This window comes from Roseibaca calidilacus, from assembly GCF_001517585.1.
Classification (GTDB): Bacteria; Pseudomonadota; Alphaproteobacteria; order Rhodobacterales; family Rhodobacteraceae; genus Roseinatronobacter; species Roseinatronobacter calidilacus.
In genome coordinates, this window is record NZ_FBYC01000004.1 from 821,041 (window position 1) to 846,499 (window position 25,459).

The following is a 25,459-nucleotide window of genomic DNA, read 5'->3' on the forward strand; positions in this document are numbered from 1 at the left end:
AGGGGGTTCCCGCCGGCCCGGGCGATCTCCCGGTTCCTGAGGGCCTGTCTGCGGGCCTGGGCGGGGGTGATCAGGTGGGCGGAGCCCAGACCGATATCCTGCCGCCGCCCCTGAATGGTGATCCGCTGGATCCAGCTCTTGCCGCCGCCCTTGGAGACGGTCAGGATCAGCCCGTCCTGATCGTAATACCGGCCCGGCTCCCGGACCCGTCGGACGAAGGAGAGGGTCAGTCTGCGTGGGGCTTCAGGCGTTGTGCCTGACCCTGTCTTTCGAAAACCAATGAGAATTTACGGAGGACCATCATCGATATCTGACCTTGAAGTGTCAGGCTCATCCGGCTTGTCGATATGTTCACTCAAGGCCTTCAGGGACGAGAAGATCTGGGGAATAACCTCATTGATAAGCGAGGCATATTTATCCTCAATTTCCGATTTCCGAAAACTCACCCCGTAACTGTTACGAAAGAAGTGACGAAATCTCATAAGGTCCCGGGTCGCTTCAAGAATGTCACCGGGTATTACGGCCGGACGAAGAGGGGTTTCAGACCCAAGCTGATCCAGAAGGTCACTGTACCATGTCGTGCCGCCTGGAAGACCCCCATCCAGATCACGGGCAATATCCTCGAGTATCTGCTCAATCCCGTTATAGACATTGTGGATCGCAAGTGCGGTTTGTGAGCTGACGATTTCAGAAAGATCCTGGCCCGACTCAATCCCCTGGAGGGCGCTTCGGTTCCGATCGATCTTTTCCAGTTCCGCCTCGATCCGCTGAAGCTTTACATTGATCCGGATAATGAGGGGGGATGATCCCAAAATCTTCATGTCAGATAGCCCGTGCAAGATCAGGAAAATCATTCTCAAAAACGATGTCGACAGGAATGCCGGTGTCGCTGGATGCCCGCTCGGCCCTGCGCATGATCTCCCGCTTCAGGTCAAGAGGGGGCTCTCCAAGGATCATCACATCAAGATCTGACATCTCACTGCATCGATCCTCGGCGACCGATCCGAAAACCTTCGCCTCGACCCCGCGAGACGCAAGGAAGGCTGACAGGACATCCCAAGTCCGTTGCGCAGCCAGCATTCTTGCCTGCGCCCGATCCCTCTTGAGTCTCTGGTATCTTGTCATGACTTCCATGCCCGAAAGGTAAAGGAAAAGACCGGAAATTGAAAGATGACATGGCGGCTGCGGAGGCATGTTTTGCACCCAACCCTATCAAGGATCGGAAATCATGTGGTCATGGTGCGAAAAACTGCCCGCAACCCCACAATCGGACCCCACGATCCGCCCCCACAATCCAACCCCACAAGTGTGGGTAAGGATGTGAAATACTATATGTTGTGGTTTACAGGAAAAATTCACGGGTAATCCATTGAAATCATCAGGTTGCGCTTGACCGATTCTGGAAACTCCTGCTATCTGGGATGAGAATACGAGAAATGAAAAGAGGGGATTTTCTTGACCGTGATCTACGGGCAACATTGCGACCGGAAATTTCGGTTTACAATCCGGCCATAACCCCTTGATTCTCGGGGGGTCATGAAGGGGCGGTTTACCGGAAATCCCTTTGAAATCAATGTCAGGGGCAGCCTTTGGGTACCGTAGGTCGTAGGTTCGAATCCTATCGCCCCGACCATTTTTCCTAAGAGTGCAGGCAAGGTGGGCAGGTTCTGGGTGCCTTGGCAGCGGCACAAGTGGCCGGATGCCAACAGGCAGGGCCGCGTCTGCGGCCCTTGTGCGACAGCGTATGACATGCCTTGACCGGGTGTTGTAACGCTGTCGGAACCTTGCTGTATCCCAATGGTCCAAAGCGGCGTCCGGGGCAGCGGCGGCAATCATGCGAGCTGCGTTTCTGGACAGATTACCTGTCCCAAGGCAGGGCAAAGCGGTCCATGCGTTCGGCCAGTTTCGGATCGGCGGCATCCGCGCCCGCGATCTTGGCGACCAGCCCGCGTTTTTTGTCCTCGAACACGACGGCCACATGCGCGTCCAGCCCGGCTTCTGCCAGATCGGCATTAAGCACGCGGGCCATGGCCAGCTTGCGCAGATCGGGCTTGAACACCTTGCCCACGGCGGTTTTTGGCAGTTCGGCCAACACTTCGATATGCTTGGGAATGGCCGCCCGCTCTGAAATGCGCGGGGTGGCATGGGCCAGCAGGTCTTCCGGGGTGGCTTGTTGGCCTGCGACCAGTTCGACATAGGCGCAGGGCATTTCGCCCGTAACCGGATCGGGCTGGCCGATGGCGCCTACGAAGCTGACCGCCGGATGCGACAGCAGGGCTTCCTCAATCTCTGCCGGGTCCAGATTATGACCACCGCGGATGATCAGGTCTTTTGCGCGACCGGTGATCCACAAATACCCATCCGGGTCAATGCGCCCCAGATCGCCCGTGCGCAAAAAGCGGTCATGCGCGAATAGATTGTGGTTCTTATCCAGCTCTGTATAGGTCGATCCCTCGAACACACCGGGCGAGGAGACGCAGATCTCGCCCACTTCGTCGGTGGCGCATTCGCTGAAACCATCGGGACCGGCGCGCAGGATCTTCACCTCTGTATAGGGCAGCGGGATGCCGACGGACCCGACCTTTTTCAACCCATCGACCGGGTTGCAGGACACAAGGCAAGTGGCCTCGGTCAGCCCGTAGCCTTCGGAAATCTGTACACCGGTCGCCTCTTCGAAGCGGCGATACAATTCCTTGGGCAAGGGCGCAGAGCCGGAAATACCGGTGCGCAGGCTGGACACATCGGCATTGACCGGGCGCTGCATCAGTGCCGCCAGTGCGGTGGGCACGGTAATCATGAAGGTGGCATTCCAGCGTTCGATCAGCTTCCAGAAATTGTCGAACACACCTTCGCCCCGATAGCCTTGCGGGGTGGGAAAGACCACATGCGCGCCCGACATGATGCAGCACATCAGGATCGGGTAAGCGGCAAAGACATGGAACAGCGGCAGCGGGCAAAGCAGCACGTCGCGTTCGTTGAACAACAATTCCGCGCCCAGCCAGCCATTGTAGATCATGCCGCCAAACCGGTGCTGCGCCACTTTCGGCGTGCCCGTGGTGCCCCCGGTGTGGAAATAGGCGGCCACGCGGTCGGTCTCTGGCGCGGTAAAGGACAGCGCCTTGCTGCAATCGTCCAGCGCAGAATGGAAATCTTGCACGCGTGCATGGTGATGCACCGTCACCTTGGGGCGGATCAACGGCACGATCCAGCTTTTCGGCGGTGACAGGTGGCGCAGCAGGTCCACTTCCAGCACATGTTTCACGTCGGGGGCATGGGCCACGGCTTCGGCCACTTTCTGCGCCACGTCGGTTTTCGGAAAGGCGCGCAGCGTGACAACGACCTTGGCCTTCGTCTCGCGCAGGATGGCAGAGATCTTTTCGGGTTCCAGCAACGGGTTGATCGGGTTCACACGCCCCGCCGTCATACCGCCCAAAAGCGCGATGGCCGTGTCATTCAGCGTGGGCAGAACATAGGCGACAGTGTCATCTTCCTGCACGCCAAGGCTGCGAAACAGGTTCGCGGCCTGCGTGACGCGGTTGTGCAATTCGGCCCATGTATAGGTTTCTGCACGCGCCGTGGGGTCGGAAAACAATTGAAACGAGATCGCAGGACGATCGCCCCACATGTTGCGCGCGCGTGTCAGCGCGTCATAGACGGATACCGGCAATTCGCGCGCCTCCCACGCGCCCTCAGCCTCGACCGTGCGTACATCTTCGGGTGATCTGAAATCCCGCATGCCTTCCCCCTCCCGTTCCGGCTTTTTATTGTAAAGCACAGAAAAGCACCGGCGCACGGGGCGCGCAAGCAAAACTGGATATCACGTTGCGTCACAAGCGGCGTTATGGGGCCTGAACGTCTTTCGGGCGCATGGCCAGCCAGATCAGCGCGCCACCGGCCAGCACAAGGAAGGGGATCATCGCCATATTGACGAATTGCCAGCCGGTTTGCGTGGTCCCGCCCGAACAATTCATCAACGTGCCCGAACTGAGCGAGGCAAGGAAGACGCCACCGAACACGATCATGTCGTTCAAGCCCTGCACGCGCCCGCGTTCTTCGACCGAATGCGCGGCAGTCAGCATGGTCGTGGCCCCGATAAAGCCGAAATTCCAGCCGATGCCCAACAGGATAAGCGCGATATAGAACTGCTCCAGCTCGACCCCGGAAATGGCTACGGCCCCTGATAGCGCCAGAATGACAAGCCCGGTCGCCACCACCGCGCGCGACCCGAACCGCGCGATCACATGCCCGGTGATGAAGGACGGCGCATACATGGCCAGAACATGCGCCGAGACGATATTCGCCGCATCGCCGGTGTCGAACCCGCAGCCGACCACCGCCAAGGGCGTCGAGGTCATGACAAGGTTCATCAGCGCATAGGCCACGGTGCCGCAGATGATGGCCACGGCAATCACCGGGCTGGTCAGCAATTCGCGCACCGGGCGGCCCTTGGGCGCGCCGTCTTCGGGTTTCAGCGGGGTGGGGATGTCAAGGAACGCCAGCAGCAGCATGCCCGCAATGTTCAGCCCGATCACTACCAGATAGGTGGCCAGAAACGGCACGGCCATAGTGTCGGATGTGGCCGACACGATCTGCGGGCCGAAAATGGCCGACAAAAGCCCCCCCGCCATGACAAAGGAAATCGCCTTGGGGCGAAATTCCGGGCTGGCTTGGTCGGCGGCGGCAAAGCGGTAAAACCCGTTTGCCGACATGTAAACGCCCGACAACAAGCTGCCCAGCAGGAAAATTTTGAACGATCCGCTATATAGCCCATAAGCCGCCAGCACTGCGCCCATGGCGCCGCACAGACAGGCCAGCCAGAACCCCGCGCGCCGGCCATATGCTTGCATGATGGCCGACAGCGGCGTTGCCGCCAGCATGGACCCAAGCACGATCATGGAAATCGGCAGTGTGGCCCAACAGGGATTCGGGGCCAACATCTGCCCTGACAGCCCGCCAATAATGAACATGATCGGCAGTTGCGCGCCGACCACGGCTTGCGCCGCGACCAGAACGGCAACATTGCGCTTGGCGCGGGCGTTATCGGCGGGGGTTGCAATCACGTCGCTCATGGGCGCAGGATTAACGCGGAGACATTCCATTTGGAAGTGGTGTTTTACATGTGCAACGATCCGGCGTCGGTTGGTCGCATCCTGACATCTGAAGGCTGCATGGCCGAAGGGGCCGCGTGGTTGGCCGCGCAGGAGCCGCGCTTTGCCCATGCGCTGCAACTGACCGGCGTGCCGCCCTTGCGCCGCAGGCCAGAAGGGTTTGCGCATTTGCTGGGCGCGATCGTCGGCCAGCAGGTCAGCACCCATGCCGCCCGCGCCATCTGGGACCGGATGGAGGCAGCGGGCCTTACCACGCCCGACGCGGTTCTGGCTGCGGATGATGACACGTTGCGCGCGCCGGGCCTGTCACGCCAGAAAATCCGCTATGCGCGCGCGCTCGCTGCCGCCGGGATCGATTTCGACGCCCTGCGCCATGCGCCCGATGCAGAGGTCACGGCAACGCTTGTGCAGGTTACCGGAATTGGCCGCTGGACTGCCGAGATTTACGCCATGTTCAGCCTTGGCCGCGCCGATGTGTTTGCGCCCAACGATCTTGCCTTGCAAGAATCCGCGCGCCGCCTGTTCAATCTGCCCGACCGCCCGCGCGAAGCACCCATGCGCCGGATGGCCGAGGCGTGGTCGCCATGGCGGACGGTTGCGGCGGGGCTTTTGTGGGCCTATTACCGTGTGGAAACCGACAGGGAAGGCGTCATATGACTCGGGTGTTGAAATCGGACAAACGCGGCCCGGCCAGCGGCGGCAAGGCGACCTCTGCGGTCGTGTTCGTGCATGGCTATGGCGCCGATGGCGGCGATCTTCTGGGGCTGGCCGACCCTTTGGCGCCGCATATGCCGGGAACGGTGTTCTATGCGCCCGATGCGCCCGAACGCAGCGTGGCCAATCCGATGGGGTTTCAGTGGTTCCCGATCCCGTGGATCGATGGCTCTTCCGAGGAAGATGCGCAGGCGGGGCTGCTTGCAGCCTCGAATGATCTCAATGCGTTCTTGGACGAAATCCTGACCAATGAGGGGCTTGCCCCCGGCGCGCTGGCGCTGGTCGGCTTCAGCCAAGGCACTATGCTGTCCTTGCAAGTCGCACCGCGCCGCGCCGCGCCCTTGGCGGCGGTGGTGGGCTTTTCCGGGCGGTTGCTGCTGCCTGAAATGCTGGAAACCGAGACTGTCAGCCGCCCGCCAGTGCTGTTGGTGCATGGCGACCGGGACGAGGTTGTGCCGGTCGAATCCTTGCCCGCAGCGGCCGATGCCTTGGTGGCGGCAGGGTTCGAGACCTACAGCCATATCTCCAAGGGCACCGCGCATGGCATCGCGCATGACGGGCTGTCGCTGTCGCTGTCCTTTCTGCGCGACAAGCTGCCGGGCTAGGGGCTATCGCGCGCCGCCCAGCGGTCTGAGATGTGGGCCAAAAAGCGCCGCCAGTGCCAGAATGACGCCGGACACCACCGCGATCATCCCCGCCGCGCTGATCGCGTTCTGCGCGCCTAGCCAAAGCGGGCCGTAACCTGCCAGCACATAGCCCAGAATGGCCGAGAGCGCGGCGAACAGAAGCGACCACCAGATTTGCGCGGCCAAATGGTTGGTCATCAGCCGGGCGGCAGCCGGGGGGCAGATGAACATGGCAATCACAAGGATCGATCCCACCGCCTGAAACGCCGCTACCGCGGCCAGCGCCGCCGCAATCACCAGCCCAAAGCCCAAGGCGCTGGTGGGAATGCCCAAAGATTGCGCGAAGCCTTCGTCGAATGTGGCGATTTTCAGCCAGCGCCAGAACAGGGCCACCAGCGCCGCGATCACCGCGCAGGCCAGCGCCATGCGGGGCAATTCGGGGGGCAGGGCGGCCAAGGCGGAGGGGTCGGTCAAGGATTGCCAGCCAGAGGCGCGCAGCCAGATCAACTGTTCAAGATTGCCCATCAGCGCGTGTTCTACATCCAGATGCACCTGCGCGCTGCCGGTCTGTTCCAGCAGCAACACGCCCGCCGCGAACATGGTGGTGAACACCACGCCCATCGCCGCGCCCGGCTCGACCCGGCCATAGCGGCGGATGGCTTCGATCAGCACCACAGCGACAATCGCCGCCCCGGCGGCCCCCAGCCCCATCGGCCCGGCTGCAATGCTACCGCTGACCAGAAACCCCACCACAATGCCGGGCAGCACCACATGGCTGATCGCATCCCCGATCAGGGCTTGTCGGCGCAGGATCAGGAAATTGCCGGGCAGCGCGCAAGCCATGGCGGCCAGCGTGCCGATCAGCATGGGTGTCAGCGAGAATTGCACAAATTCGGCACCCATCACGCGTTCCTCATCCGGCGGCGCAGCCGTGCATGGCGCAAGGCCCGCCACAGCAGCCCGCGCGCGGGTGCCAGCAGCATCGAAACCGCGAAACCCGCCGCCAAGACCAGCACAATGACCGGGCCCGTGGGCAAGTCGGGGGCCGTGGCAGAAATCGCGGCCCCGATATAGGCCCCAAAGCCCCCAATTGCCCCCGCGATCCAGACCATGGCGCCCACGCGTTCGGTCCAGAAGCGCGCGGCGACCGGCGGGATAATCAGCAGCGCCACGATCAGCACCAGCCCGACCAGCTTTAGCCCAATGATCGTGACGGCCATGGCCAGCCCCATGATGGCCAGATCAATCGCGCGCGTGTTGTAGCCCAGTGTTGCGGCATAGGCCGGATCAAACGCCACCAGCGTCATGGGCCGCCGCATCAGCCAGCACAGTGCCAGCACCACCGCGCCGCCAAGCGCGATCAGCACGGCATCTTCGCGCAGCATTCCGGCGGTGGAGCCCAGCAAAAACCCTTCCAGCCCCGCCTGACGACCCGCGCGCATGGTCTGGACCAATGTCAGCAGCACCACGCCCGCGCCGAAAAACACGCCCAGAACCGCGCCGATGGCAGCGTCTTCGGCCAGCCTTGTGCGGGTGGTGATCCATGTCATGGCCAGCAGGCCCAACCCGCCGCTTAGGGCCGCGCCCAGCAGCAACCCCGCCAAGGAACGCCCGTCGCCGCCAAGCGCGACCATGACCATGAAGGCCAGCGCGATGCCCGGCAGCGCGGCATGGGCAACCGCATCCGACACCAGCGCGCGTTTGCGCAAGGCGATGAAGCTGCCGGCCACGCCCGCCGCCACGCCCAGCAGCGCTGCGCCAATCGCGACCAATGCCGCGTTATAGCCTGCTTGCAGGCTTAGGGCTGCCAGCAGGTCTGTCATTCCGCCGCAAGGCCGAAGGGCGCTGTGCCTAGCCGCCCGCCATAGGTGGCGTGCAGATTTGCAGGGGTGAACGCCGTGGCCACCGGCCCTTCGGCAATGCGGCTGACATTGACCAAGAAAACATGGTCGAAATATTCCGCGACGGTGGACAGATCGTGATGCACGGCGATGACCGACTTGCCCGCGGCGCGCAACTCGCGCAGCACATCGACAATGGCGCGCTCTGTCGCGGCATCGACACCGGCGAAAGGTTCGTCCAGCAGGTATAGCTCTGCCTCTTGCGCCAGCGCACGGGCCAAAAACACGCGCTGTTGCTGGCCGCCTGAAAGCTGGCCAATCTGGCGGGTGGCGAAATCGGTCATGCCAACGCGGTCAAGGCACTCCAGTGCCTGCGCGCGCAGGCCAGCCGACAAGCGCCCCCATAGCCCGGCACGGCGATATTGGCCCATCTGCACCACGTCCAGCACGGTCGTGGGAAAATCCCAGTCCACGCTGGCGCGTTGCGGCACATAGGCCACGCGCGAGCGCGCAGCGGCAAGCGGCTGGCCGAAGAACGCAATCTCGCCCGACAGGTGTTGCACGATCCCAAGGCTGGCTTTCAGCAGGGTCGATTTGCCCGCCCCGTTCGGCCCGATGATGGCCGAAAGCGCAGCATGCGGAAACCGGGCGTCAACCACGCTTAGGGCGGGTTTGTCGCCATAGGTTACGCTCAGGCCGCGCAAGGATAACGGGCTTTGGGCGGGCAAATCTGTCATTCGGCAAGCATCCCGTTCAGGCCGCGCGCAGGGGCGGTGCCGCCAAGCGCGCGCGCAATGGTGGTCGCGTTATGGTCGATCATACCGATATAGGTCCCTTCATAGCTGCCCGGCTCGCCCATCGCGTCGGAAAACAGCTCGCCGCCGATGGCAACGATGTGGCCCTGCGCGGCGGCGCCTTCAATCAGCGCGCGGATGTTGCGATCACTGACAGAGGTTTCGACAAAGACCGCGCCAATCTCGCGCGTGACCAGCATGTCGACCATGTCGGAAATGCGGTTCAGCCCCGCTTCAGATGCGGTGGACAAGCCTTGAATGCCGACCACCTCGAACCCGTAGGCCGCACCGAAATAGCCAAACGCGTCATGCGCGGTCAGTAGAACACGGGCGGATTCGGGCACAGAGGACAGCACGTCGCGCGAATAGCTTTCAAGTTCTTCAAGCTGGCTCAGGAAGGCGTCGGTATTGGCGGTGAAGGTGTCGGCACCTTCTGGATGCGCTTCGATCAGCGCATCGCGGATGGTCAGGCTAACCTCTGACCAAAGCGTCGGGTCCATCCAGACATGCGGGTCGAACCGGCCCTCGTAATCTTCATGTGCCAGCAGGCGGTCCTGTGGCAGGCTTTCGGCCACGGCCACCACATGGCTGTTTTCCCCAAGTTCCAACAGGAAATCTTCCATCTGGGCTTCAAGGAACAGCCCGTTCCAAAGCACCAGATCGGCGCGCGCCATGGTCACGATATCGCTGCGGGTCTGGCGGAAGGCATGCGGGTCCACGCCCGGCCCCATCAGCGCGCGCAGCTCGACCAGATCGCCGCCAATGGCGCGGGCGGTGTCGGCGATCATGCCGGTCGTGGCAACCACGCTCAGCCGGTCTTGCGCGGCTACGGGGGCGGCAAGCAGGGCGGTGCTGCCCGCAAGGGCGATGGCGTGAAACAGACGTGTCATGGCGCGCATGGCAGACGTTACTCCTTGGTTGATGGAGGATATATTGCGAATAAGTCGCAAGGTCAACGTAAATGCAAATCATTCTCAAAAACAAGCACAGACCGTGCGGATCAAGATCACAAACCCGACAGCCGGGCAGGGTGATCCCCCTTGCATCGGACCCGGCATGCGCCTACATCTGGGGTGTCCCGCAAGGGGCTATGGGCATAAACGCGCTCGGAATAAGCGGATCGGACCCGGGGGCGGTACCCGGCGGCTCCACCAACATCCTTCATTTGGGGATCATGGGGCCGAAACAGGATCGACGAACGTGTAAAGGGGTTAGCTTTGCCTCGGTGAGCCACCACCGTTATCGGTGCAAAACGTACAGTTGCAAATGACAACCGTGCTCCGGTCGCAGTCGCTGCGTAAGCAGTCACAAGACCGAAACTTAAGCCCTTGCGCCTAGCAGCGTAAGGCGGGGTTCGCAGGCACCTGGCAACAGAAGCCTGCACTTTTCACTCCCAAATTTCACTGCACCTCTATCGCGCCCCTTTCAATCGGGTTCAGGATGGGTATGTTGGGGGAGCACTGGGAAAAGGCATGACCGGAATGAGCGGCGAAATCGACTATGGCAACCTGATGCATGACGCGATGCGCGGCCTGATCCGGTCGGTGATGGAGCGTGTCGCGCAGGACGGCTTGCCGGGCGAGCATCATTTCTTCATCACGGTGGATACGCAGCATCCCGACATGCAGATGGCCGATTGGTTGCGCGACCGCTACCCAGAAGAGATAACGCTGGTCGTGCAGCATTGGTTCGAGAATCTGGTGGTGGACCCGAACGGCTTTGCCATCACGCTGAATTTTGGCAATGCGCCAGAACCCTTGTATATCCCGTTTGATGCGATCTCGACCTTCGTGGATCCGTCGGTGGAATTCGGGCTGCGGTTTGAGTTGCAGCATGACGACGCGGACGAGGATTTCGACGACGATGACGACGACGAAGCCCCGATGATCGAAGACGCCGAACGGGTCGAGCGAAGCGCTGATGTGGTCAGCCTCGACCAATTTCGCAAGTAAGCGGTATGCACTTGCATACTGATTGATCTTGCAGCCTATTGGCGCTAAGCGGTGTTCAAACAGCCGCAAGGAGCGCCGCTTATGACCGATATCCGCGTTGAAACCGACAGCTTTGGCCCGCTGGACGTGCCCGCCGACAAATATTGGGGCGCGCAAACGCAGCGTTCCATCCTGAATTTCCCGATTGGCTGGGAACGTCAGCCTGTGCCGATCATCCGCGCGCTGGGGGCCATCAAATGGGCCTGTGCGCTGGTGAACATGGCGCAAGGCACGTTGGACGAGCGCCGGGGCGGCGCTATTGTGCAAGCCGCGACCGAGGTGTTCGAGGGCAAGTTCGACGACAATTTCCCCTTGGTCGTCTGGCAGACCGGGTCCGGCACGCAAAGCAACATGAACGCGAACGAGGTGATTTCCAACCGCGCGATCGAGATTCTGGGCGGCGTGATGGGGTCGAAAGATCCGGTGCACCCGAATGACCATTGCAATATGGGCCAGTCCAGCAACGACACATTTCCGACCGCGATGCATGTCGCTATCGGGATGTTGGCGCGCGATGTGCTGCTGCCCGGTCTGACCAAGCTGCATAGCGCGCTTGCCGCCAAGTCCGAAGAATTCAAGGACATCATCAAGATTGGCCGCACCCATACGCAAGATGCCACGCCGCTGACGCTGGGGCAGGAATTCGGTGGCTACGCGCATCAGGTGAAAATGGGTATTGCGCGCATTGAGATGTGCCTGCCGCATATCTACGAATTGGCGCAAGGCGGCACCGCTGTCGGCACCGGGCTGAACACCCGCAAGGGTTGGGATACGGGCGTGGCCGCCCATATCGCAACGATCACCGATCTGCCCTTTGTCACCGCACCCAACAAGTTCGAGGCGCTGGCTGCGCATGACGCGATGGTCATGTTCTCTGGCGCGCTGAAAACCGTGGCGGCGTCGCTGTTCAAGATCGCCAATGACATGCGTTTGCTGGGCTCTGGCCCGCGTTCCGGCCTGGGCGAATTGATCCTGCCGGAAAACGAGCCGGGCAGTTCCATCATGCCCGGCAAGGTCAACCCCACGCAGGCCGAAGCGCTGACCATGGTCTGCGCCCATGTCATGGGCAATGACGCGGCGGTGGGGTTTGCCGGAAGCCAAGGCCATTTCGAGCTGAACGTCTACAACCCGATGATGTCCTATAACGTGCTGCAGAGCATGCAGCTTTTGGGCGATGCGGCCAGCAGCTTTACCGACAACATGGTTGTGGGCACGCGTGCGAATGTCGAACGGATTGACAAGCTGATGAAGGAATCGCTGATGCTGGTTACGGCGTTGGCCCCCACGATCGGCTATGACAATGCCACCACAGTCGCCAAGACCGCGCATAAAAACGGCACCACGCTGAAGGAAGAAGCGATTGCGCTGGGGTTTGTCGATGAAGAAACCTTCGACCGCGTCGTGCGCCCCGAAGACATGATCGGGCCGAAGGGCTGATCTGACATTTCCCCCCGGTTCAATCCGGGGGGATCTTACTGCGCGACCAGGCCCCCCGGCTTGCGCCAGCTTGTCACCAGAACCGAGGCGCGCAATTCTTCATCGCTGAAGCCCTGCAATTCGCCTGCTACGCGCAGCGCGTCCAGATCGTCTTGCGCCGGGTAATCCTCTGTCACCAGCCAGTCTGTATGCCCCGGCCAGTGATCTTCGAAGGTGCGCCGATAATCTGCCAGACGCCATTCGTTCAGATAAGAATTGGACTGAACCATTCCGCGCGTGGTGTCGCGCAGATGCGCCCAAGGCGGCAGCGCGTACAGGTTTGCAAACAGCCGCGTATCATGTGCGCCGGTGTGGCTGGTGAACAGATGCGCTATCATTTGCGCCACGCCGCCGGGGCGCAGCACGCGCGCCACCTCTGCCGCAGCGCGGTCCGGATGGGTCAGATGTTCGAACACGGATGTGGACACGACCGCGTCGAAACTGGCATCGGGGAAGGGCAGCGCCTCGGCATCGCCTTCGACGATCCGCACCGGCATTTTCAGCGGCGGCACCCCAAGCTGACGGGTCAGTTCCGCGCGGGTCCGGCGGTCCACCCCCAGCGCGTGGCGGCCCACAGTCTTGACCAGTCGCAGGGGGCCATTCTTGCGCCAGATGCGCCACAGTTCCGCCAGCCCCAGACGGTCGGGCGCGGGTTCTATATCGACCCCGACCGCGCGGTTGGTCAGCCCCGTCGCCATCAGGAAAATCCGGGTTTGGCCGGGGCCAAGCTCTAGCACATCGCAATCTAGCAAAGGCGCGCCGCGCAAATCTTCCAGCCGGCGCACGGTGTCGCGTTGAATGTCCAGATGGTCGGCAACCCGGCGCGGAATGTCTTGGGTTTGCTGGCGATAGAGTGCCAAAAGCTCTGCCATATTGGCGCGAATCCCGCGATCACCGCGCAAATAGGATTTCATAGCACGCCCTTGCACACCCAGCTTAACCAAAGCGTGACCCAGAATCCGGGCAAGTTCAAGCGTCTTGCTGCCGCTTTGGCTTTGCGCTTGGGGCGTGCAGCGGATAGACAGGCGCAGCGCCGCAATTCAACCCAAGGCCATGCCCGCCATGTCGCACCAAACCCCGCCCTTCGCGCCATTCGAATGGATGATTGCCTGGCGTTACCTGCGTGCGCGACGGGCGGAGGGGGGCGTCAGCGTGATGACGGTAATTTCCTTTGTCGGGATTACGCTGGCGGTGTTTGCGCTGATTGCCACGCTGGCCGTGCGCTCTGGGTTCCGCACCGAATTCGTGGGCACGATCCTTGGGGCCAATGCGCATGTCACGGTCTATTCCGCCGTGAATGTCGATGAAGCGGGCCGCACCAGCCGCGTGATCGAGGATTATGACGACATGGCCGACCGTCTGGCCGCGGTCGAGGGGGTCACCCGTGTTGCGCCGCTGATAAAGGGGCAGGTCATGGCCTCTGCCAATAGCCGCAACACCGGGGTAGAGGTGTTCGGCATCAGCCCCGAAAACCTGTCCACCATCCCGCGCATTGCCGATCCGGAAACCGCCATGGGCGATATCGGGCAGTTCAAGGATGGGGTTGCCATCGGCTCTGGCGTGGCGCGCGAATTGAACCTTGGCGTGGGCGACACGATCCGCCTGATTTCCCCGGACGGGGTGCGCACCGCCTTTGGCACATCCCCGCGTATCTCGGCCTATGAGGTGGTCTATATCTTCACCGCCGGGCGCTACGATATCGACCGCACCCGGCTTTATATGCCCTTTGCCGAGGCGCAGACCTATTTCAACCGCGATGGCGTGGCCGATGAAATGGAGGTCATGGTCGAAAACCCGGACCAGATTGACAGGCTGCGCACCGACCTGCTGCGCGCGGGGGGGGAAAGGGCCATGCTCTGGACATGGCGCGATAGCGCCGGATCGTTCCTGCGCGCGCTAGAGGTCGAGGACAATGTGATGTTCGTGATCCTGTCGATCCTTGTGCTGATCGCTTCGATGAACATCATTTCGGGGCTTATCATGTTGGTCAAGAACAAGGGCCGTGACATTGGCATCTTGCGCACGATGGGGCTGACCGAAGGGTCCATCCTGCGGGTATTCTTCATCTGCGGTGCCAGCATCGGGCTGCTGGGCACGGTCGCGGGCGTGGTTCTGGGGTGCTTGTTCGTGATCTATATCGACCCGATTTTCAGCCTTGTGAACTATGCCTCTGGCGGCGGGGTCTGGGACCCGGAGATCCGTGGCATCTATGCGCTGCCAGCCGAATTGCGGCTGGAGGATGTGCTGAAATCCGTGGCGCTGTCGCTGTCGCTGTCCTTCATCGTCACCATCTTCCCGGCGCGGCGTGCCGCGCGCATGAACCCGGTAGAGGCCTTGCGCTATGAATGACCCGCTGGATCAGGCGCTTGTCCTGAACGACATCTGCAAGACCTATAACGTGGGCCGCCCGAACGAGGTGCGCGTGCTGCATGATGTATCTGTCACGCTGGACCGGGGCGAGGTGGTGGCGCTTGTGGCACCGTCTGGCGCGGGAAAATCCACGCTGCTGCACATCGCGGGGCTGCTGGATGCGCCCGATACAGGCGATGTGCTGGTCAATGGCACCAACATGACCCGGCTGGGGGATGATGCGCGCACCGCCGCGCGGCGCGGGCGGATCGGGTTCATCTACCAGTTTCACCACCTGTTGCCCGAATTCACGGCGCTGGAAAACATCGTGCTGCCGCAACTGGTGAACGGCGTGAGCGCGGCGCAGGCCCGTGACCGTGCCAGCATGCTGCTGGACCGCGTGGGCGTGGCCCAGCGCGCCGACCATCGGCCCGCGGCCTTGTCGGGTGGCGAACAGCAGCGCGTCGCGTTTTGCCGCGCGCTGGCCAATGCGCCGGGGCTGTTGCTGGCGGATGAGCCGACCGGGAACCTAGACCCGACAACATCGGATCAGGTCTTTGGCGCGTTGATGGACCTTGTGCGCGAAACCGGTCTGTCGGCGCTGATCGCCACCCATAACCTTGACCTTGCCCGCCGCATGGACCGTGTGTTGCGGCTGGAGGATGGCCGGGTGGTCGGGTAATCTACTATCTTTTGCGTGAACCCCGAAGGTCGGGGGGATATGCCGCGCGACAAGCTAGCGCCCTCGGGGGCTGTCAGGCGGTGATGGCTTACGCCAAATAGACCCGTTCATACCGCGGCCCAAGCCCGGTCAGCACCTCATACCCGATGGTGCCGATCACATCGGCCAAGGCATCGACCCCCTGATGCGGGCCAAGCAGGTCCAGCGCCTCTACCGGGCCATCCACGGCGCTGACATCTATTGTCAGCAAATCCATCGACACGCGGCCAAGAAGCGGGCAGGGCACATCGCCCGCCCAAAGCGTGGCACGCCCCGACAGCGCGCGCTGGATGCCATCGGCATAGCCCGCCGCGATGGTGGCCACCCGCATATCTTGCGGGGCGACAAAACTATTGCCATAGCCCACACTTTCACCCGCCTGCACAACCCGTGTCTGGATCACCGGGATCGACAGGCGCACAACCGCTTGCGCGTCCGTAAAGGGCCGCCCGCCATACAGGCCAATGCCGGGCCGTGTCAGGTCGAAATGATAGTCGCGGCCCAGCAGCACCCCGCCCGTGGCCGACAAAGAGCGCGGCACGCCCGCGCCATCGGTCAGATCGCGGAAGGTGGCCAGTTGCTGCGCGTTCATGGCGTGGTCCGGTTCGTCCGAACAGGCCAGATGCGACATAATCAGCGCAGGGCCCTGACCCAGAGCAATCTCTGCCACGCTGGCCCATTCGCCGGGTTCCATTCCCAAGCGGTTCATGCCGGTGTCCAGCTGAATGCCAAAGGGCGCAGCGGGCAGCGCTTCGAAATGGCGCGTCAGTTGCTCGACCGAATTCAGCATCGGGATCAGCCCCGCGTCCCGGATCGCGGCCGCATCGCCCGCCATATGCCCGCCATAGACATGGATGGGCAGATCAGGGCCGATGGCCGCGCGCACCGCCGCGCCCTCTTCGGCCACGGCCACGAAAAAGCGCCGCGCGCCAGCCTTGGCCAACGCCTCTGCCACGCGCGCGGCACCCAGACCGTAGCCATTGGCCTTTACGGTCGCTGCCGTCTCGACCGTGGTCATGCGGTCAAGCGCCTGCCAATTCGCGGCCAAAGCGCCCAAATCTATCTCTAGCCGTGCCTGTGCCATATCTGCCCTCGCATCGCTTGTCAGTTGTTCTTGAGCGCACGCGCCAAGGCGCAGAATTGCTCTAGCCCGATTTCTTCGGCCCGCGCGGTGGGCGCAATGCCCGACGCCTGTAGCAGCGTTTCAATATCTGGGTGAAGCCCTTTCAGCGCCGCGCGCAGCATCTTGCGCCGTTGGTTGAACGCCATGGCGACCACGCGTTCCAGCACTTTTGCATCCGCCGGAAAGCGGGGCGCGTTCAGCTTGGTGATATGCACCACGGCAGAGCTGACCTTGGGCGGCGGTGTGAAGGCCTCTGGCGGCAGGTTCAGCACGATCTTTGCATCCGCCCGCCACCCGACCATCAGCGCCAAGCGCCCATAGGCCTTGGACCCCGGCTTGGCCACGATCCGCTCGGCCACCTCGCGCTGGAACATCAGCGTCAGGCTGTCCCAGAAGGGCGGCCAGATGTCGGGCGTCATCCAGCGGATCAGCAGTTCGGTGCCCACGTTATAGGGCAGATTGGCCACCACTTTGACCGGCGGGGTCAGATGCGCCAAGGCATCGACCGCCAGCGCGTCGCCTTCGATCACCTGCAAGCGGTCCGGATAGGATTGGGCGATCTCCGCCAGCGCGGGCAAACAGCGCGCGTCTTTCTCAATTGCCAGCACGCGGCGCGCGCCTTCCGCCAGCAGCCCGCGTGTCAGCCCGCCGGGGCCGGGGCCAACCTCTAGCACATCGGCGCCGGACAAATCCCCCGCCGCGCGCGCAATCCGCGCCGTCAGGTTCAGGTCCAGCAGAAAATTCTGCCCAAAGCTCTTTTTCGCGCGCAGATCATGCGTGCGGATCACATCGCGCAGGGGCGGCAAGTCGTCAATCATGCGCCCATATTCCACGCCATGCGGATGGCCGCAATCAGGCTGTCGGGCTTTGCCACGCCTTGTCCCGCAATATCATAGGCCGTGCCATGGTCGGGCGAGCTGCGCACAAAGGGCAGCCCCAGCGTGACATTCACACCCTCGTCGAAAGCGAGCGTCTTGATCGGGATCAGCGCTTGATCGTGATACATGCAGATCGCGGCGTCATAGCGGGCGCGGGCAGGGGCGTGGAACATCGTGTCGGCGGGCAGCGGCCCGCGCAGGTCCAGCCCGTCTGCCCGCAGCCGCGCGATCACGGGCGCGATCACATCGCGGTCCTCATGCCCCATGGTGCCATCTTCGCCCGCATGGGGGTTCAGCCCGGCCACCGCCAAGCGAGGCGCGGCAATCCCGAAATCGCGGATCAGGGCGGCGTGGGTGATGCGGATCGTGTCTTCCAACAGCGTAGGGGTCAATGCCCCCGGCACCTCCGATACCGGAATGTGAATTGTCACCGGCACCACGCGAAGCGCGCCCGATGCCAGCATCATGACCACCCGGTCCACACCCGCCAGATGCGCCAGATACTCGGTATGGCCCGGAAAGCCAAAGCCCGCCCCCGCTTTCAGCGCCGCCTTGTGGATGGGGCAGGTCACAAGCCCGCGCGCGGCCCCTGATTGCACCAGTTCCACCCCGCGCCGAACAGCTTCGATCACGCCTGCCGCATTGGCCGGGTCGGGCTGGCCCGCGCGGGCAGGGGCCGCAAAAGCGACAGGCAGCACCGGCATAGCACCGCCGCCGCAATCGGCCAGATCCTGCACAACCCGATACGCCACGCCACCGGGCAAATGCCGCGGGTCGCCCAGCCAGACAAAGGGGCAGTCGCGCCCGACCACATCCCAAGCCTTGGCTGCAATCTCTGGCCCAATGCCCGACGGGTCGCCGCAGGACATCACCAAGGGTCGCTTATCCATGCGCGGACATCCTTTTCATCTTGCCAGAGATACGCTGCGAAGGCGGACTGGGGCGGCGCACGCCGTCGCCCTACCGCCCTTTCCAGATCCAGCCACCGCCAAACACGCGCGTGCCCTCGCCATCGTAGAAGACACAAGCCTGTCCGGGGCTGATTCCTTCCTCGGGCGTCAGAAGCTCCACCTCGGCCTCATGCGCCGACAGGGGCCGGATGATTGCAGGCGCGGGCGGCCGGGTCGAGCGCAGCTTGACCGACAGATGCCATTCGGCTTGGCTGTCAAAGGGCGCATCGCCCAGCCAGTTGATCTCGCGCACTGGCACTTTGCGGGTGGCCAAAGCCTCTTTCGGGCCGACGATAACGCGGCGTGCATCGGGGTCCAGCTTGACGACATACAAAGGCTCTGACAGCCCGCCTATGCCCAAGCCCCGCCGCTGCCCGATCGTGTAATGAATGACACCCTCATGCACGCCTAGAACGGTCCCGGCCATATCGACAATCTCGCCCGGCTCGCCCGCGCCGGGGCGCAGCTTTTCAATGACGGCGGCATAATTGCCATCGGGCACAAAGCAGATGTCCTGACTGTCGGGCTTGTCGGCAACCGCCAGACCGTGCTTGGCGGCCAATGCGCGCGTTTCGGCCTTGGTGGCCAGATGCCCCAAGGGAAAGCGCAGGAAATCCAACTGCTCTTGCGTGGTGGAAAACAAGAAATAGCTCTGGTCGCGCACGGGGTCTGCGGCGCGGTGCAGTTGCGCCCCCGAAGCGCCGGATTTGCGCTGAATGTAATGGCCCGTTGCCATGCAATCCGCGCCCAGGTCCTTGGCGGTTTCCAGCAGGTCGCGGAACTTCACCCGCTCGTTGCAGCGAATGCAGGGCACCGGGGTGGCCCCGCCCAGATAGGCATCGGCGAATTCGTCGATCACCGCGTCGCGGAATTTCGATTCGTAATCCAGCACATAATGCGGAAAGCCCATCTCCTCGGCGACGCGGCGGGCATCGTGAATATCACGGCCCGCACAGCAAGCCCCCTTTTTCGCCAAGGCGGCACCATGGTCATAAAGCTGCAAGGTCACGCCCACCACGTCATAGCCTTCGGCGGCCAATTCGGCAGCCACGACGGAACTATCAACGCCGCCGGACATGGCCACGACCACGCGCGTTTCGGCCACGGGCTTGGGCAATCCCAGCGAACTGAGCGGCGGGTCGAAGGGCATTTTGGTGTCTCCAGAAAATCAAGGGCGAAATATAAGAAAATGCTCTGTATTCTCAAGCCCTGCATTCAACCTCTGCTTAACATTCACGCGCAATTCTATGGTCAATCTGGTGAAGGACCATGGAGGGTGCCATGTATATCAAGAAAGTCGAAGGGCCGCGCGCGGTTAATCTGGACGACGGAACGGTTCTGACATTGGCGGATTTGCCGCCAAGCGACACTCGGCGCTGGGTTGCCAGCCGCAAGGCGGTGGTGGTGCAGGCTGTGCGCGCGGGGCTGATCTCGCGCAAGGCCGCGCTGGAACGCTATGAACTGTCTGATGAAGAATTCGACCTTTGGGCCAAGGCCGTCGAAACCCACGGGGTAGAGGCGCTGAAAGTGACCGCGCTGCAAAAGTATAGACAACCATAGGGAGAGTGTGGTCTTTGTAAGCGCACGGTAACCTTGAATTAACAATTTTGCGTGAGCCTTACGGTTAACGGCGACAATGGAGAATCCTTATGCGCGTGCTGCTTGTTGAAGACGACCCAACCACCGCCCGCTCGATCGAGTTGATGCTGACGCATTCGAATTTCAACGTCTATTGCACCGATATGGGGGAGGACGCGGTCGAACTCAGCAAGCTGTATGATTACGACCTGATCTTGTTGGATCTGAACCTGCCCGACATGGCGGGGCTGGATGTGCTGCGCCAGATCCGTGTTGCGCGCGTGGATACGCCGGTGTTGATCTTGACGGGCGATCTGGACACCGACACCAAGCTGCGCGGCTTCGGCGGCGGCGCGGATGACTACCTGACCAAACCCTTCCACCGCGAAGAATTGGTCGCGCGCATTCACGCCATTATCCGCCGCAGCAAGGGTCATGCGCAATCGGTCATTCGCACCGGGCAGCTGAACGTTAACCTTGACGCCAAATCGGTCGAGGTGGACGGGCAGATCGTGCATCTGACCGGCAAAGAGTATCAGATGCTGGAGCTTCTCAGCCTGCGCAAGGGCACCACCTTGACCAAGGAAATGTTCCTCAACCACCTCTACGGCGGTATGGATGAACCGGAACTGAAGATCATTGACGTGTTCATCTGTAAATTGCGCAAGAAACTGGCCGAAGCGACGGGCGGTGAAAACTACATCGAAACCGTTTGGGGCCGCGGCTATGTGCTGCGCGACCCGGTCGGCCAGCCGGCGGTCGAAAACAACCCCTCGCGGGTGCTGTCGGCCTGACCGCACCGCTGCGCGCCGGGACTGGACGGGATGCGCCCTGCGCCCTATCACCGTCGGCAGGCATAATCGGTGCGAGAGGGGCAGGCATGTCGGAAGATGGGTCAAGGGTTGCGGTCGCGGATCTGTCGCCGGAACAGGCGCGCACGGAACTTGCGCGCCTTGCCGACCTGATCGCGCGCGCCGACACGGCCTATCACGGCCAAGATGCCCCCATCCTTGACGACGCCGCTTATGACGCGCTGCGCGCACGCAATATGGCAATCGAAGCGCGATTTCCCGCGCTTCGGCGGCCAGACAGCCCTTCGGACCGGGTGGGCAGCGCCCCCGCAGAGGCCTTTGGCAAAATCCGCCATGCCCGGCGCATGATGTCCTTGGCCAATGGGTTCGACGCGGAAGATATCGCGGATTTTGTCGCTGGCATCCGGCGGTTCCTGGGCCTGTCCGATGACGCCCCGCTCGCCTTCACCGCAGAGCCGAAAATCGACGGATTGTCACTGTCACTGCGGTATGAAAACGGCCAGCTGCGCCATGCCGCAACCCGTGGCGATGGCGAAACCGGCGAGGATGTGACCGCAAATGCGCGCGAAATCGCGGATATTCCGCAAAGCCTGCGCAATGCGCCCGCCCTGCTGGAAGTGCGGGGCGAGGTTTATATGGCGCATGACGATTTCGCCGCCTTGAACGCCCGGCAGGCCGCGCAAGGGGCCAAGACATTCGCCAACCCGCGCAATGCCGCCGCCGGGTCGCTGCGCCAGCTTGACCCGGCCATCACCCGCGCCCGCCCTTTGCGCTTTTTCGCCTATGCTTGGGGCGAACTGTCGGACCCGCTTGCGACAACTCAGTCAGACGCAGTGGCGCAGCTTGAAAAGCTGGGCTTTGCCGTGAACCCCGAGATGACACGCTGCGCCGGGCTGGACGAGATGCTGTCGACCTATGCCCGGATCGAAGCGCAGCGTGCCACGCTGGGCTATGATATTGATGGCGTCGTCTACAAGCTGGACGATCTGGCGTTGCAAGAGCGTCTTGGCCTGCGTTCGACCACGCCGCGATGGGCGATTGCGCATAAATTTCCTGCTGAACTGGCTTGGACGCGGCTGGACGCCATCGAAATACAGGTCGGGCGCACCGGCGCGCTTAGCCCCGTGGCGCGGCTCTCGCCGGTCACGGTGGGGGGCGTGGTCGTCTCTAACGCGACGCTGCACAACGAAGATTACATCGCCGGGCGCGATTCCAAAGGTGCCCCTATCCGAGAAGGCCGCGATATCCGCGTGGGCGACTGGGTGCAGGTCTACCGCGCGGGCGATGTTATCCCGAAAATCCGCGATGTGGACCTGTCCAAACGCCCCGCAGGCAGCGCGCCCTACCTTTTCCCCGAAACCTGCCCCGAATGCCACAGCCCTGCCATCCGCGAGCCGGGCGATTCGGTGCGCCGCTGCACTGGCGGGCTTATCTGCCCCGCGCAGGCCGTGGAACGGCTGAAGCATTTTGTCAGCCGCGCCGCGTTCGACATCGAAGGCTTGGGCGCGAAACAGGTCGAAGCCTTTTGGCGCGACGGCTGGATTGCCACCCCGCGCGATATTTTCACGCTGGCCGACCGTTTCGGCCCCGGCCAACCGCGGCAGTTGAAAAACCGCGAGGGCTGGGGCGAAACCAGCGCGAAGAAACTGTTCGATGCCATTGACGAAAAACGTCAAATCTCTCTGGCGCGGTTTTTGTTCGCGCTTGGCATTCGTCATATTGGCGAAACCTCGGCAGCGCTTTTGGCCAGCCATTATGGCGCTTGGCCCGATTTGCGCACGGCGATGCACGCCGCGCAGGATGAGGACAGCGCGGCCTATGCGGATCTTTTGTCCATAGACGGTGTCGGCCCGGTCATGGCGCGCGCGCTTCTGGCCGCCTTTCAGGCCGAGGGCGACGAGATTGACGCGCTTGCAGACTGTCTGACAATCGAGAAGGCAGCGCGCCCCGCCACTGACAGCCCCGTGGCGGGCAAGACGCTGGTTTTCACCGGCACGCTGGACCGCATGACGCGGGCAGAGGCGAAAGCGCGCGCCGAAGCCTTGGGCGCAAAGGTGGCAGGGTCGGTTTCCGCCAAGACCGACCTTCTGATCGCAGGGCCGGGTGCGGGGTCGAAAGCGGCAAAGGCCGCCGCCTTGGGGGTCGAGGTGATCGACGAAGATGGCTGGCTTGCGCTGATCGGGGCGGCCTGACATGGCCGCGCGGCCCGAAGTGCTGTTCCCGCTGTTCGCAGCACTTGATGGGCTGGACGGGATCGGCCCCAAAACCGCGCGCGCCTTTGACGGGCTGGACATTGCCACGCCGCGCGACCTGCTGTTTCACCTGCCGCATGGCGTGATTGACCGGCGCAGGCGGGACACCCTGCGCGGGCTTGATTTTCCAGCCATCGCCACGGTCGAGGTTGTGGTGGGCCAGCATCAGGCACCACGGATGCGCGGGCGGCCCTATCGGGTGTTCGTGCAAGATGCCGAGATGGAATTCCAACTGGTTTTCTTTCATGCGCGCGGCGATTACCTGCAAAAACTGCTGCCAACGGGGCAGCGGCGTGTCGTGTCGGGCAAGGTGGAATTGTTCGATGGGATCGCGCAGATGGTGCATCCTGACCATATTCTGCGCACTGACGAGGCCGAGAGCCTGCCGCAATATGAGCCGGTCCACGCGTTATGTGCCGGTGTCAGCCAAAAGCTGATGGGTCGGGCCATTGCGGGCGCGCTGGACCGTGTGCCGGTGCTGGCGGAGTGGGTTGACCCCGCGCTGAAGGCGCAAAAGGGCTGGCCGGATTGGGCCGAAGCTGTGCGCGCGGCGCAAGCCCCGCAAGGGTTGGCCGATCTGGCGCTGGACGCCCCGGCGCGGGCGCGGCTGGCCTATGACGAGGTGTTCGCCCATCAGATGACGCTGGCTTTGGCACGGGCGCGCGCGCGGCGCAAACCGGGGCGCGAAACGCGCGGGACCGGCGCGTTGCAGGCCCGTGTTCTGGCCAGCCTGCCTTATGCGCCAACCGGGGCACAGACCCGCGCACTTGGTGAGATTGCCGCCGATATGGCCAGCCCGCGCCGCATGAACAGGCTGTTGCAGGGCGATGTCGGTGCTGGCAAAACGCTGGTCGCCATGCTGGCGCTGCTGATCGCGGTGGAGGCTGGCGGGCAGGGCGTGTTGATGGCCCCGACCGAGATTTTGGCGCGGCAACACCTTGAGAGCCTTGCACCGCTGGCACAAGCGGCAGGTGTGCGGCTGGAGTTGTTGACCGGCCGCGACAAGGGAAGCGAGCGCGCGGCCAAGCTGGCGGATCTGGCGGCGGGGCGGATTGCCATTCTGGTCGGCACCCATGCGGTGTTCCAGAAGGGTGTCGATTTCGCCGATTTGCGCCTTGTCGTGGTGGATGAACAGCACCGTTTCGGCGTGGCCCAACGCGCGGCGCTGGCGGCAAAGGGCGAAGGCGCGGATGTGCTGGTCATGACGGCCACGCCTATCCCGCGCTCGCTGGCTTTGGCGCAATATGGCGATATGGACGTGGCGGTGCTGGATGAAAAGCCACCCGGGCGCAAACCGATCACGACCGCGCTGGTTTCGTCTGCGCGGCTGGATGAAGTTGTCGTCAAGCTGCGCCATGCGATGGCCGAAGGGCGCCAAGCCTATTGGGTCTGCCCGCTGGTGGAAGATAGCGAAGTCAGCACCCTGACCGCCGCCCAGACCCGGTTCGAACATCTGCGCGCGGCGTTTGGCGCGGGCGCGGTGGGGCTGGTGCATGGGCAACTGCCCCCGACCGAGAAAGACGCCGCCATGGCCGATTTCGCGGCAGGCCGCACGCAGCTTCTGGTCGCCACCACGGTTATTGAAGTGGGCGTGAACGTGCCCAACGCCACGATCATGGTGATCGAGCGCGCCGAAAGCTTTGGGCTGGCCCAGTTGCACCAGTTGCGCGGGCGCGTGGGGCGCGGGGCCGATGCCTCGACCTGCCTGCTGATCTACGAGCCGCCCTTGGGTGACACCGCCGCGCGCCGTCTGAAACTGCTGCGCGACAGCGAGGATGGCTTTCGCATTGCCGAAGAAGACATGGCCATTCGCGGCGCGGGTGACCTGATTGGCACGGCGCAATCCGGCCTGCCACGGTTTCGCGTGGCCGATCTGGAACGGCAAGCGGCGCTTATGGCACTGGCGCAATCGGATGCGCGCAAATTGTTGGCAGACGATCCCGACCTGACCAGCCCAAGGGGTCGCGCCGCGCGCGTGGCGCTGTGGCTGATGGAGCAGGACAAGGCGATTCAATACCTTTCCGTTGGTTAATGTTCCAAATTTGTTCTTGACTAGATGCAGAGCAAATGAGAACATTCAAGCAACAGAGCAAAGGAGGTTGCCATGTCACAGCTTAACAGCAAAGCCGGTCGCACAATGTTCATTCAGGATTTGTGCGGCGGTCTGTCGCTTGTGGTTCTGGTGGTTGCCGCCTTTCATCTGCCGCTCTTGACCTGAGCCGATTACACTGCCAGCGGGTTTGCCT

Annotated in this window: 22 protein-coding genes, 1 other RNA gene and 2 pseudogenes; 11 read left to right on the plus strand and 14 right to left on the minus strand. The window is 62.7% G+C overall.

The features are described 5' to 3' along the window. Nucleotides 1–8: 8 nt before the first annotated feature. The 5 genes and pseudogenes from AWT76_RS17270 to AWT76_RS07580 form a co-directional block, all read right to left on the minus strand. Nucleotides 9–287: pseudogene (locus tag AWT76_RS17270) on the minus strand (Arm DNA-binding domain-containing protein); the annotation flags it as partial. Continuing rightward, nucleotides 288–821: a ribonuclease toxin HepT-like protein gene (locus AWT76_RS07565; RefSeq protein ID WP_072245813.1), complete on the minus strand. Its 534-nt coding sequence runs from the start codon at nt 819–821 to the stop codon at nt 288–290. 1 nt (nt 822) lies between these two features. Continuing rightward, a complete protein-coding gene (locus AWT76_RS17190) occupies nt 823–1,194 on the minus strand; it encodes a nucleotidyltransferase domain-containing protein (RefSeq protein WP_072245814.1) in 372 nt (123 codons plus the stop codon). 664 nt (nt 1,195–1,858) lie between these two features. Beyond that, nucleotides 1,859–3,736 carry an acyl-CoA synthetase gene (locus AWT76_RS07575; protein WP_072245815.1) on the minus strand — a complete coding sequence of 626 codons (1,878 nt, stop codon included), beginning with the start codon at nt 3,734–3,736 and terminating at the stop codon, nt 1,859–1,861. Nucleotides 3,737–3,839: 103 nt separating this feature from the next. Further along, nucleotides 3,840–5,069, minus strand: a complete 1,230-nt coding sequence (locus AWT76_RS07580; RefSeq protein ID WP_072245816.1) for an MFS transporter — start codon at nt 5,067–5,069, stop codon at nt 3,840–3,842. Nucleotides 5,070–5,117: 48 nt separating this feature from the next. Between AWT76_RS07580 and AWT76_RS07585 the strand changes: the two genes are divergently transcribed. Both AWT76_RS07585 and AWT76_RS07590 read left to right on the plus strand, forming a co-directional pair. Further along, nucleotides 5,118–5,765, plus strand: coding sequence for a DNA-3-methyladenine glycosylase family protein (locus AWT76_RS07585; RefSeq protein WP_072247575.1), 648 nt, complete (start codon nt 5,118–5,120; stop codon nt 5,763–5,765). Next, a complete protein-coding gene (locus tag AWT76_RS07590; RefSeq protein WP_072245817.1) occupies nt 5,762–6,427 on the plus strand; it encodes an alpha/beta hydrolase in 666 nt (221 codons plus the stop codon). Before AWT76_RS07585 ends, AWT76_RS07590 begins: the two co-directional genes overlap by 4 nt. 3 nt (nt 6,428–6,430) lie before the next feature. Here AWT76_RS07590 and AWT76_RS07595 read toward each other — a convergent pair whose 3' ends face one another. The 4 genes and pseudogenes from AWT76_RS07595 to AWT76_RS07610 all read right to left on the minus strand — a co-directional run bounded on the left by AWT76_RS07595 (nt 6,431) and on the right by AWT76_RS07610 (nt 9,973). Continuing rightward, entirely contained in the window at nt 6,431–7,351 is a 921-nt protein-coding gene (locus AWT76_RS07595; protein WP_072245818.1) for a metal ABC transporter permease, read from the minus strand. Nucleotides 7,352–7,362: 11 nt separating this feature from the next. Continuing rightward, a pseudogene (locus AWT76_RS07600) lies at nt 7,363–8,271 on the minus strand (metal ABC transporter permease); the annotation flags it as partial. Further along, nucleotides 8,268–9,026, minus strand: a complete 759-nt coding sequence (locus AWT76_RS07605; RefSeq protein ID WP_072245819.1) for a metal ABC transporter ATP-binding protein — start codon at nt 9,024–9,026, stop codon at nt 8,268–8,270. The pseudogene AWT76_RS07600 and the gene AWT76_RS07605, both read right to left, overlap by 4 nt. Beyond that, on the minus strand, nt 9,023–9,973 hold the full coding sequence (locus AWT76_RS07610; protein WP_072247576.1) for a metal ABC transporter solute-binding protein, Zn/Mn family: 951 nt from the start codon (nt 9,971–9,973) through the stop codon (nt 9,023–9,025). The genes AWT76_RS07605 and AWT76_RS07610 overlap by 4 nt, the downstream gene beginning before the upstream one ends. Before the next feature lie 146 nt (nt 9,974–10,119). Here AWT76_RS07610 and ssrA point away from each other — a divergent pair. The 3 genes from ssrA to fumC all read left to right on the plus strand — a co-directional run bounded on the left by ssrA (nt 10,120) and on the right by fumC (nt 12,511). Beyond that, nucleotides 10,120–10,468, plus strand: a transfer-messenger RNA (tmRNA) gene (gene ssrA / locus AWT76_RS07615). Between the two features lie 96 nt (nt 10,469–10,564). Continuing rightward, nucleotides 10,565–11,035: an SspB family protein gene (locus tag AWT76_RS07620; protein WP_072245820.1), complete on the plus strand. Its 471-nt coding sequence runs from the start codon at nt 10,565–10,567 to the stop codon at nt 11,033–11,035. 81 nt (nt 11,036–11,116) lie between these two features. Further along, nucleotides 11,117–12,511, plus strand: coding sequence for a class II fumarate hydratase (fumC, locus tag AWT76_RS07625; protein WP_072245821.1), 1,395 nt, complete (start codon nt 11,117–11,119; stop codon nt 12,509–12,511). A 35-nt stretch (nt 12,512–12,546) separates the two neighbouring features. On the opposite strand, the gene AWT76_RS07630 is transcribed toward fumC, so the two are convergent. Further along, nucleotides 12,547–13,464 carry a class I SAM-dependent methyltransferase gene (locus tag AWT76_RS07630; protein ID WP_072245822.1) on the minus strand — a complete coding sequence of 306 codons (918 nt, stop codon included), beginning with the start codon at nt 13,462–13,464 and terminating at the stop codon, nt 12,547–12,549. Between the two features lie 148 nt (nt 13,465–13,612). Between AWT76_RS07630 and AWT76_RS07635 the strand changes: the two genes are divergently transcribed. Beyond that, entirely contained in the window at nt 13,613–14,899 is a 1,287-nt protein-coding gene (locus AWT76_RS07635) for a lipoprotein-releasing ABC transporter permease subunit (protein WP_072247577.1), read from the plus strand. After that, nucleotides 14,892–15,581, plus strand: a complete 690-nt coding sequence (locus tag AWT76_RS07640; RefSeq protein WP_072245823.1) for an ABC transporter ATP-binding protein — start codon at nt 14,892–14,894, stop codon at nt 15,579–15,581. The genes AWT76_RS07635 and AWT76_RS07640 overlap by 8 nt, the downstream gene beginning before the upstream one ends. Before the next feature lie 88 nt (nt 15,582–15,669). Here the strand turns inward: AWT76_RS07640 and alr are convergent, their stop codons facing one another. The 4 genes from alr to mnmA form a co-directional block, all read right to left on the minus strand. Then, the gene (gene alr, locus AWT76_RS07645) at nt 15,670–16,704 is read right to left on the minus strand and encodes an alanine racemase (protein WP_072245824.1); all 1,035 of its coding nucleotides are present in this window, start codon (nt 16,702–16,704) and stop codon (nt 15,670–15,672) included. Between the two features lie 20 nt (nt 16,705–16,724). After that, a complete protein-coding gene (gene rsmA / locus AWT76_RS07650) occupies nt 16,725–17,561 on the minus strand; it encodes a 16S rRNA (adenine(1518)-N(6)/adenine(1519)-N(6))-dimethyltransferase RsmA (RefSeq protein ID WP_072245825.1) in 837 nt (278 codons plus the stop codon). Then, entirely contained in the window at nt 17,558–18,511 is a 954-nt protein-coding gene (gene pdxA / locus AWT76_RS07655) for a 4-hydroxythreonine-4-phosphate dehydrogenase PdxA (RefSeq protein ID WP_072245826.1), read from the minus strand. The genes rsmA and pdxA overlap by 4 nt, the downstream gene beginning before the upstream one ends. A 70-nt stretch (nt 18,512–18,581) precedes the next feature. Beyond that, nucleotides 18,582–19,721: a tRNA 2-thiouridine(34) synthase MnmA gene (gene mnmA / locus AWT76_RS07660; protein WP_072245827.1), complete on the minus strand. Its 1,140-nt coding sequence runs from the start codon at nt 19,719–19,721 to the stop codon at nt 18,582–18,584. A 131-nt stretch (nt 19,722–19,852) separates the two neighbouring features. On the opposite strand from mnmA, the gene sciP reads away from it, so the two are divergent. From sciP to recG, 4 genes are all read left to right on the plus strand, one after another. Beyond that, nucleotides 19,853–20,131: a CtrA inhibitor SciP gene (gene sciP, locus AWT76_RS07665; protein ID WP_072245828.1), complete on the plus strand. Its 279-nt coding sequence runs from the start codon at nt 19,853–19,855 to the stop codon at nt 20,129–20,131. A gap of 89 nt (nt 20,132–20,220) precedes the next feature. Beyond that, the gene (gene ctrA / locus AWT76_RS07670) at nt 20,221–20,943 is read left to right on the plus strand and encodes a response regulator transcription factor CtrA (protein WP_072245829.1); all 723 of its coding nucleotides are present in this window, start codon (nt 20,221–20,223) and stop codon (nt 20,941–20,943) included. Nucleotides 20,944–21,029: 86 nt separating this feature from the next. Next, nucleotides 21,030–23,153: an NAD-dependent DNA ligase LigA gene (gene ligA / locus AWT76_RS07675; RefSeq protein ID WP_072245830.1), complete on the plus strand. Its 2,124-nt coding sequence runs from the start codon at nt 21,030–21,032 to the stop codon at nt 23,151–23,153. Between the two features lies 1 nt (nt 23,154). After that, the gene (gene recG / locus AWT76_RS07680; RefSeq protein ID WP_072245831.1) at nt 23,155–25,245 is read left to right on the plus strand and encodes an ATP-dependent DNA helicase RecG; all 2,091 of its coding nucleotides are present in this window, start codon (nt 23,155–23,157) and stop codon (nt 25,243–25,245) included. Nucleotides 25,246–25,459: the final 214 nt, after the last annotated feature.

Excerpts from the sequence above, each read along its gene's own strand:
- AWT76_RS07565 (WP_072245813.1), bottom strand. The coding sequence starts at position 821 with ATGAAGATTTTGGGATCATCCCCCCTCATTATCCGGATCAATGTAAAG.
- AWT76_RS17190 (WP_072245814.1), bottom strand. The coding sequence starts at position 1,194 with ATGCCTCCGCAGCCGCCATGTCATCTTTCAATTTCCGGTCTTTTCCTT.
- AWT76_RS07575 (WP_072245815.1), bottom strand. The coding sequence starts at position 3,736 with ATGCGGGATTTCAGATCACCCGAAGATGTACGCACGGTCGAGGCTGAG.
- AWT76_RS07580 (WP_072245816.1), bottom strand. The coding sequence starts at position 5,069 with ATGAGCGACGTGATTGCAACCCCCGCCGATAACGCCCGCGCCAAGCGC.
- AWT76_RS07585 (WP_072247575.1), top strand. The coding sequence starts at position 5,118 with ATGTGCAACGATCCGGCGTCGGTTGGTCGCATCCTGACATCTGAAGGC.
- AWT76_RS07590 (WP_072245817.1), top strand. The coding sequence starts at position 5,762 with ATGACTCGGGTGTTGAAATCGGACAAACGCGGCCCGGCCAGCGGCGGC.
- AWT76_RS07595 (WP_072245818.1), bottom strand. The coding sequence starts at position 7,351 with ATGGGTGCCGAATTTGTGCAATTCTCGCTGACACCCATGCTGATCGGC.
- AWT76_RS07605 (WP_072245819.1), bottom strand. The coding sequence starts at position 9,026 with ATGACAGATTTGCCCGCCCAAAGCCCGTTATCCTTGCGCGGCCTGAGC.
- AWT76_RS07610 (WP_072247576.1), bottom strand. The coding sequence starts at position 9,973 with ATGACACGTCTGTTTCACGCCATCGCCCTTGCGGGCAGCACCGCCCTG.
- AWT76_RS07620 (WP_072245820.1), top strand. The coding sequence starts at position 10,565 with ATGAGCGGCGAAATCGACTATGGCAACCTGATGCATGACGCGATGCGC.
- fumC (WP_072245821.1), top strand. The coding sequence starts at position 11,117 with ATGACCGATATCCGCGTTGAAACCGACAGCTTTGGCCCGCTGGACGTG.
- AWT76_RS07630 (WP_072245822.1), bottom strand. The coding sequence starts at position 13,464 with ATGAAATCCTATTTGCGCGGTGATCGCGGGATTCGCGCCAATATGGCA.
- AWT76_RS07635 (WP_072247577.1), top strand. The coding sequence starts at position 13,613 with ATGTCGCACCAAACCCCGCCCTTCGCGCCATTCGAATGGATGATTGCC.
- AWT76_RS07640 (WP_072245823.1), top strand. The coding sequence starts at position 14,892 with ATGAATGACCCGCTGGATCAGGCGCTTGTCCTGAACGACATCTGCAAG.
- alr (WP_072245824.1), bottom strand. The coding sequence starts at position 16,704 with ATGGCACAGGCACGGCTAGAGATAGATTTGGGCGCTTTGGCCGCGAAT.
- rsmA (WP_072245825.1), bottom strand. The coding sequence starts at position 17,561 with ATGATTGACGACTTGCCGCCCCTGCGCGATGTGATCCGCACGCATGAT.
- pdxA (WP_072245826.1), bottom strand. The coding sequence starts at position 18,511 with ATGGATAAGCGACCCTTGGTGATGTCCTGCGGCGACCCGTCGGGCATT.
- mnmA (WP_072245827.1), bottom strand. The coding sequence starts at position 19,721 with ATGCCCTTCGACCCGCCGCTCAGTTCGCTGGGATTGCCCAAGCCCGTG.
- sciP (WP_072245828.1), top strand. The coding sequence starts at position 19,853 with ATGTATATCAAGAAAGTCGAAGGGCCGCGCGCGGTTAATCTGGACGAC.
- ctrA (WP_072245829.1), top strand. The coding sequence starts at position 20,221 with ATGCGCGTGCTGCTTGTTGAAGACGACCCAACCACCGCCCGCTCGATC.
- ligA (WP_072245830.1), top strand. The coding sequence starts at position 21,030 with ATGTCGGAAGATGGGTCAAGGGTTGCGGTCGCGGATCTGTCGCCGGAA.
- recG (WP_072245831.1), top strand. The coding sequence starts at position 23,155 with ATGGCCGCGCGGCCCGAAGTGCTGTTCCCGCTGTTCGCAGCACTTGAT.